This window comes from Shewanella sp. NIFS-20-20, assembly GCF_019209865.1.
Lineage (GTDB): Bacteria > Pseudomonadota > Gammaproteobacteria > Enterobacterales > Shewanellaceae > Shewanella.
Map to the genome: position 1 here is coordinate 1 of NZ_JAHUTT010000093.1, position 7,788 is coordinate 7,788.

At 49.4% G+C, this 7,788-nt stretch carries 4 protein-coding genes and 1 pseudogene; 3 read left to right on the forward strand and 2 right to left on the reverse strand.

Features of this window, described 5'->3' with window-relative positions:
• Positions 1 to 104 precede the first annotated feature (104 nt).
• The 3 genes from KU855_RS18155 (at position 105) to KU855_RS18165 (ending at position 5,611) form a co-directional block, all read left to right on the forward strand.
• Positions 105 to 4,979 carry an RHS repeat-associated core domain-containing protein gene (locus tag KU855_RS18155; RefSeq protein ID WP_218532585.1) on the forward strand — a complete coding sequence of 1,625 codons (4,875 nt, stop codon included), beginning with the start codon at positions 105 to 107 and terminating at the stop codon, positions 4,977 to 4,979.
• 4 nt (positions 4,980 to 4,983) lie between these two features.
• Positions 4,984 to 5,259, forward strand: a complete 276-nt coding sequence (locus tag KU855_RS18160; protein WP_218532588.1) for a hypothetical protein — start codon at positions 4,984 to 4,986, stop codon at positions 5,257 to 5,259.
• A 142-nt stretch (positions 5,260 to 5,401) separates the two neighbouring features.
• On the forward strand, positions 5,402 to 5,611 hold the full coding sequence (locus KU855_RS18165) for a recombinase family protein (RefSeq protein WP_218532594.1): 210 nt from the start codon (positions 5,402 to 5,404) through the stop codon (positions 5,609 to 5,611).
• A 91-nt stretch (positions 5,612 to 5,702) separates the two neighbouring features.
• Here KU855_RS18165 and KU855_RS18170 read toward each other — a convergent pair.
• Positions 5,703 to 6,086, reverse strand: a pseudogene (locus KU855_RS18170) (DDE-type integrase/transposase/recombinase); the annotation flags it as partial.
• Positions 6,080 to 7,354: a site-specific integrase gene (locus tag KU855_RS18175; RefSeq protein WP_218532598.1), complete on the reverse strand. Its 1,275-nt coding sequence runs from the start codon at positions 7,352 to 7,354 to the stop codon at positions 6,080 to 6,082. The pseudogene KU855_RS18170 and the gene KU855_RS18175, both read right to left, overlap by 7 nt.
• Positions 7,355 to 7,788 lie beyond the last annotated feature (434 nt).

A 7,788-nucleotide genomic window follows, 5' to 3' on the forward strand; every position in this document is an offset into this window, starting at 1 on the left:
GTACCATAGACAACCAAACCGGCGTTAACACTGAAACCCTCTATCATCAGGTCTTTCCACAGGTGGGGATGCCGCTGGCAACCCGACAGAGCTATCAGGGTGAGGTGCTGCACTCGGCCATCAATGAATATGTTTTCAGTAAAGACAGTGACGGTATTTACCGCAAGACCGCCGAAACCGTGTCAGAGCGCACGTCCCAGTATGGCTCTGATGGGGTTATGCGGGAGCTTATCGGAACGGAGACCACCTCCGAGCTGGATGACTGGGGTAATGTCACGCGCACGGTCACCGACATCACCAACTTAAGCAGCGGCCAGCTGGAGTCACGGGTGGAAACCCTCAGCCAATATCAGGGGGCTGGCGGTGGAGAAGCCAAAGGGCGACTGAGTAGCACCATCGTCACCAAGTCCCGCTTTGGTCAGCGCGAGTTTGCAAACGATATTGAAACCAGCAGTAGTTTCAGTTACTACCCCAATGGGCTGTTACACACTTCAACTGTGTCCCCCAATGACAATCGCTACAAGCTGGCTACCACCAAGACCTATGATGCCTTTGGCAACACCCTGACCGAAAGTGTCACTGGCGGCATAGACGCGGGCGGAGCGACTCAGCAAACCCGTCAAACCCGCTATCAGTATGATACCCGTGGGCGACACCTGAAATCAGTCACTAATTCATTGGGGGATACCAGTACCTACACCTATAACGGGCAGTCTGCCGATGTGGTAACCGGTAACATCACTAAGGTCACCGTCACAGATGCCAATAGCCGAGCGCTGACCAAGGAGTATGATGACTGGGGTCGGTTGGTGCGCGAAGTTACACCGGACGGCGTGCCTACCACATACCGCTATGCTAACTGCGGCGCCGATTGTCAGCCATTCAATGGCGGGCGGTTGCTGACAGCCAAACAAAAGGCAGGCACGCCGGACAGTCAGGTTGTCGTGGATAAATATGGCCGGGAAATCGGTAAAAAAGTTCGAGGCTTTGATGGCCGCTGGATTGTCAGCGGAACTGACTATGACGCCCAAGGGCGCCCCGTCCGTCATTATGAGCCAGCATTTGATTCACTCAGCCCGTACTTCACAGCGCTTACCTACGATACGCTGGGGCGGGTAACGCAGCAGACCAACCCCAATGATGGCGTGTCAGCGACGCAATTCTTGGGATTTGAAACTTTAACGTTGGACCCAAACGGTAAACAAAAACGCAGCATCAGTAATGCAGTGGGAGAACCTCACCGGGTTATCGATGACATTGGGAACGAGCTGGAATTTGTGTATAACGCCGGCGGCAACCTGAGTCACAGTTACATCACTACGGCCTCTGGCCAGGAAACGTTGCGCAGCAGTGCCACATTTGATGCTTACGGACGCAAGACCAGCACCTTTGATACCGACAAAAGTCAGTGGCTTTATACCTACAATGCCTTTGGTGAAATGCTGTCTCAAACCAGCGGCAAAAACCAGTCCCGCTTTATGTACTATGACAGTCTGGGGCGTAAAATCCGGCAAACCGCACCGGATGGCACGTCTTGCTGGGCCTACGGCAACCGCAGTAACCGCACCGCCGGCCAGCTCATCAGCGAGACCCGCTATGATAGCGTCGTCAGCGATTGCAGCGCGGGCGACTGGGCGCATCGCAAACAACTGGGCTATGACAACGCTGGCCGGGTGGCCACTACCACCACAACCCAAGGAGGCATCAGCTATACTCACCGGTTCACTTACGATAGTCAGGGGCGCCTGCACACTCAGCAATACCCCAATAATCTGCTGACCGTGATGAATCACTACAACTCACAGGGTTATTTGTTTAAACGCACCGACCAGCAAACCAGCAAGGCCTACCAGACCATTACTGACATGAACGCCCGCGGCCAAGTAGAAGCCGTGACCTACGGCAACGGCGCGCAGGAGTCCACGGTATTTGAGGAACAAACCGGCTGGGTAAATAGCATCACTCTGAGCACCAACGGGGTAACTGCCCATCAGTTGGACTACCGGTTTGATACTGTAGGTAACCTGGAATGGCGCCAACATGCGCTGAGTTCAGCGCCGGCGACGTTCAGTGAAAATTACCACTATGATGACCTGTATCGCCTGTATGAACGCACCATCAATATCCATGCAGGCGGCACCAGCTTACCCAACGACTTTAAATCCACTCACACCATCGATTACGACGATTTGGGTAACATTACCGCCAAGAGCGGAACAGGCGAGTATACCTATGATGCCAATAACCCTTACCGACTGGCGTCGATTGGCACAACCCGGACTGTAGCAGCCGTCAAATCCTGCCCTGCAGGATACAGCTTAAACAGTGCTCAAACCAGTTGTATCAAGTCTGAAACCCGGGCTGCCACAGCAGTGTGCCCGGCGGGTTACAGCTGGAATGGCAGTACCTGTCAAAAGCAACTGTCTGTTGCGGCCACTGCGGTGTGTCCATCTGGTTATCTGTGGAACGGTACAACTTGTACCCAAAATCAGAATACCGCTGCAACGCCAGTCTGCGCTTCTGGTTACTCCTGGACTGGTACAACCTGTCAGAAAGTGGTGACCACAAATGCAACACCAACATGCCAATTTGGATATACATACAACAGTTCGACACGGCGTTGCGAAAAACAGGTTACAACCAGTGCATCTAAATCCTGCCCATCAGGATACAGTTACTCTGGGTCGTTAGATAAGTGCATCAATGTACTCACAACATCGGCGAGTTGGGTTTGTACCGGAGGCGGTGGTGGAGGTGAAGATCCCCGGCTAGCCCCCAGACAAAGCTGTTTTTGGCAATGCCCCCCTGGCTACTCTAATGTAGGGCCTAGTCGAGAAACCTGTGAAAAGACGCTGGTAGCCAACTACACTTACAGCTGCCCAACTGGTAGTACATTGTCTGGCGCAACTTGTTCGACTCTAGCAACTACCACCAACAGTTGGAGCTGTCCGACAGGTTCGACCTTATCCGGAACCAGTTGCCAGCAAATTGTGACACAAAGTAACAGTTGGTCTTGTCCTGCAGGAAGCACAATGTCGGGAGACCGATGTAATAAATTGCTGACGGCGAACCCAACGTGGTCTTGTCCTGCCAATACGACGTTATCTGGAACAACATGCAATGGGACGTTAACCGCCAGCCCCAGCAGCTGGAGTTGTCCATCAGGTTGGAGTGTATCTGGCAGTAGCTGTCATCGCCAGTTAACTGCTGCGGTAACACTAAGTTGTCCTGTGGGGTCACTGAGCGGGTCAAATTGTTTGATAACCGACAGTCCAACACACACCATGACCTATGATGGTAACGGTAATATCACCTATGATGGCAGCCGTCGCTTTACATACAACAGCGATGACAAGGTCACTCTCATCACCCGCGGTAACGAACAAACCCGGTTTAAATACGATGCAGGTCAACAACGTTATGAGCGGTATGATGTCAAAGTTGAAGGCGGTGTCACCACCTACCTGACCACTCAGTATGTGGGCGGCTATGAAAAAGTCACCCGCACGGGTGGTGGTAAGCCGACGCTAACTGAGCAGAAACTGTACGTGGGCAATCTGGTGATAACCAAGCGCAGTAACAATACCCAGGATGAGTATTACCTGCATAAAGACCATCAAGGCTCAACCACCACCATTACCAACCAGCACGGGAACGTGGTACAACAATTTACCTATGACCCCTGGGGTAAGCAAACGGCGGCTTACCGCCATTCGATACTGAATGACTACATCGCGCCAGCGGCGAGTAAAGGCTATACCGGTCATGAAGGCGTTGACCACCTGAATATTATTCATATGAACGGGCGGATTTATGACCCGACGATAGGCCGATTCCTGCAAGCCGACCCACATATACAGGACCCGGGTAACAGCCAGAGCTTTAACCGGTATGCCTATGTGCTGAATAATCCCATGAGCTATACCGACCCTTCGGGATTCTTCTTCAAGAAGATTGGAGATTTCTTCAAGAAATTCTGGAGGCCAATAGTCGCAATTGTAGCATCGATAGTGACCTACGGTGCAGCAACGGGCTGGGCAGCGGGATTGTTAACAGGAACCTCTCTGGCGGGCAGTCAAGTTGCCATTGGTGCAATCGCCGGCGGGATATCGGGCTTCGTTGGTGGAGGGATTGCAACGGGATCACTGCGAGGAGCATTTAAAGGAGCGTTATCTGGAGCCGTATTTGGTGCTATTGGGGGGGCATTTAAGGGAACCCCCTATAACAACGGCGCTGCCCACATTGGCAGTCATGCAGTTGCCGGTGGAGTTATAGCAGAATTACAAGGTGGGAATTTCGGTCACGGCTTTCTTCAGGCAGGGATTTTGAAAGGCATAGGTATTGTGAATGGAGCTGCCGATGGCGCAAATTATGGTGAAATCGCTTCTCGTGCTGGTATACAGGCGATTGTAGGCGGAACTTTCTCAAAAATTACCGGTGGTAAATTTGCTGACGGTGCGATGTTTGCTGCCTTGCAATACGTCGTAAACGCCCAGTCAAGTAACATTCAACGAGGATGGGAAAGCTTCAAATCAAACGCAGGCAGACTTTGGTCAGATTTTAAAGGCTATTGGGGGAATGCGGCCAGTTCAGATATATACGCAGGGGCTTATGCAGTCGTAAACTCCCCATTAAAAAACTTGCCCGATGACCAAGGAATAAAATTTGGTGGTTGTGCAGGTATTCATTATGGTGGATGCGCCCAAATTGTAGCTACGAATCAAGGGTTAACATTCTCTAAAGGTGTAGGTATGGTGTATGGAGTTTCTGGAGGTGCAAATTACATATTCCAAAATGCGTCATCTACAGATGGAGCTTGGGCATGGGAATCTTCTGTTACGGCTCTTTTTGTAACTACTGGCGTCGAAATGAACATGCTCCCGGGAGCTCAGCTGCAAACAGGACTGGAAATGGGAACTACATGGGGATTTTCCATCAATAACGTATTGATGAAGCACACAAACTTCAATGGGAAATAATGGCATGGAAATCGAATTAAATATTGCAATTGCTATTTGGCTGCTATCACTATTTGTATATGAAATAGCTTTAAGACATGAAGCGCAAAAGCACAATATAGATATAAAAGGGCTGACATGTGTAACACGAGGATTTGGGGTAATCCCATTAAAAAACATACTGCTGTTTAAGCCGTCAAAAATATCTAATAAAATGTTGTTTGTTAATATCGCGATCGTGGCGGCTAACATTATCCTGATTTACGCTACAATCCATCATCAACTCAACTTGATAAAATAGTTTGCGAGAAGGGCAATCATACGATTGCCCTTCTTTTTGCTTTGCAAATATCAAAATGTATACATTTTGTAAACCTAGAAACCCGCTACCAAAACTACTATCATAATTTGCAAATCAAAACATCTTAGAGATTGTGGTAGAAATGGCACGGATCGGTTATGCAAGAGTCAGCTCCACAGGCCAGAGCCTGGAAGTTCAACTGGATAAATTAGGCGGCGCCAATTGCGATAGGGTTTACCAGGAGAAAAGGAGCGGGCGAACCGCTGACCGGCCCGAGTTCAAAGCCTGTATGAGTTATCTTGGCTCCGTTGCAAAGTTAGTGGAAGGGGACGGAAATCCCAGGTCATCCTGAGTCAAAAAGTGAACTGATTTCAATCAGACACACTTCTGGTAGTGTCGCAAAGTTTGAGGAATCGCAAGGCGAGTCTATTCACCAGATACAATTAGGCTGCTAACGCATAGAACGGCTCACAGATGGTCATGCCGTTTGCATTGACCATCTGTTCTTTTCGTAGCATTTGCCACCGCTCAACGCCGGCGATCGTCGACTCTGCATCAACTCTAGATTTCCACCCCATGCATCGCTTCATTTTCCGTTTCACTGGTCGGCGGCTTTGCTCACCGATATTGTTGAGATATTTCACCGTTAGCACATCCACAAAATGCCCCTGCCACCCTGACAGCAGGATACGGCTATTGAGGCCAAACAACGCCGTTACATTGGCGCCACTTTTGTCAATCACGACTTTATCCGGAAGCCCATGCTGGCCGATCGCTTTATCCATAAACGCTTGGGCAGCCGCTTCATTTCGGGTTTCTGCTAGATACAACCTTGTTGACGATAACGTAGCTGCCAATCTTTGAAGGTATCAGTCAGGCGGCTTTTATACTTGGAGGTCAACCTCGATTTAGGTCGCTTAGATGGCGATACTCCAAGGTCTACGCCTGATAGCTCTTTACTGAACATTTTGGGCACGACATGGCTGTAATGTTGTTCAATCATAGAAACACTGGTTCCGCACTGCTTCGCCAAGACTTCCATGCTGACCCCTGCCAGAATTTGCCACGTGATGTAGGTATGACGTAAAGAGTAGAGGGTTCTGACACCGTGTGGAGAGTCCTTTAGTTCCGCTTCTGTTAGTGCTTTATCGAAGGCTTTGCTCAGTTCCTTGGTGTCGCTGCCGTCAGCTAACCTAAACAGCTTGTCAGTCCGCTTACAATTGGGAAAGCGTTCTCTTAATTCCTGAATGCTTGAGAAAATTTCGTCCCGGCATACAACCTCTCTGGTTCCAGTGTGCCTCGTTGTCTTACCTTTCCTCACGGTTATGTAGAAAATGATGTTGTGCTCATTGGTATCTATATGGATGTCACCCCAAGTCAGGCTTTCCATCTCTGTGCCTGGTCGAATACCGGTATTCACCGCAAATTCCATGTAGTCCAATAGAAGTTCGCGTATTTGTCTGGTTTTTTCTTTCCGGCTGTTCTGTTCCAGCTTCAACACGGCGTCAAAAGCTCTGTCGTATTCTTTAGGTGAGAAATGGGCACGGCGCTGTGATTCGACGCCTTTGGTCGATAGCGTCGGAACTTGAGCGGCTAACATCCACTTTCGCTCTACAGCTTCTTTGAACGCCAGTTGCATGGCTGCATTGTGGTTCAATAGTGTTGATTTGGCGGGCTTTCGACCAAGTTTGGCTTCACGCCATATGTCAAATGAGCGTAGTTTCTCACTGTCAATTGAGGTGATGTATGTGCGGTCGAAAAAAGGGATATGGTATTTACGCAGTACTTGGATGTAGGAGGTGAACTTCTCGACGTCAGTGCCGCTACCGATAGCCTCTTGCATGGTACTGATGGCCTTTTCAGCCACATCACGAAAGCGCTTGGAACCAATCAACAAGTTGCGTTCAGCCATGAACTCAAATTCCATCTGAAGTCGATGGGCGATGGCAATAGCTTTATCTTTTTCCTTTTGTTTAGTCGCCTTTGCCTTCCATTTTCCAGCGACCTTGATTCGCGCGTACCAACGTTCGCTATTATCCTGCTTGTAGACGTATAACTCGTCAGTAATGTCGTGACGTTCTATCTGTTTACTCATTGCTTGCGCCTGATGCTGCTTTGCAAAGAATTTGCAAAGTCTATATTTTGAACTCTAACTGTTTGAAAAATAACAGTCAAATTAGACGCAACTTATTCAAAATCCCCCGCCCTTAAAAGCGTGTCGGTTCGAGTCCGACCTCTGGTACCAAACATTAAAGTCAGCCTAGCGCTGGCTTTTTTGTTTTCTGGCGTTGGCGTTTGTCGCTAAGCGACAGGGGATTCACTTTTTACAGCGTCAGCCCGCCCTTAACAGCGTGTCGGTTCGAGTCCGACCTCTGGTACCAAACATTAAAGTCAGCCTAGCGCTTAATGCCGATCAGTTAAGACAGATCGCTTGACGATCTCACTGAAAGGATCAAAATCCGATGACCCCTTGTCATCGGATTTTTTTATGCAACTTTCAGAAGCTTTGGCGCGTACTCATATCAATCG

Coding starts and splice junctions, on each gene's coding strand:
- KU855_RS18160 (WP_218532588.1), top strand. CDS start 4,984: ATGGAAATCGAATTAAATATTGCAATTGCTATTTGGCTGCTATCACTA.
- KU855_RS18165 (WP_218532594.1), top strand. CDS start 5,402: ATGGCACGGATCGGTTATGCAAGAGTCAGCTCCACAGGCCAGAGCCTG.
- KU855_RS18175 (WP_218532598.1), bottom strand. CDS start 7,354: ATGAGTAAACAGATAGAACGTCACGACATTACTGACGAGTTATACGTC.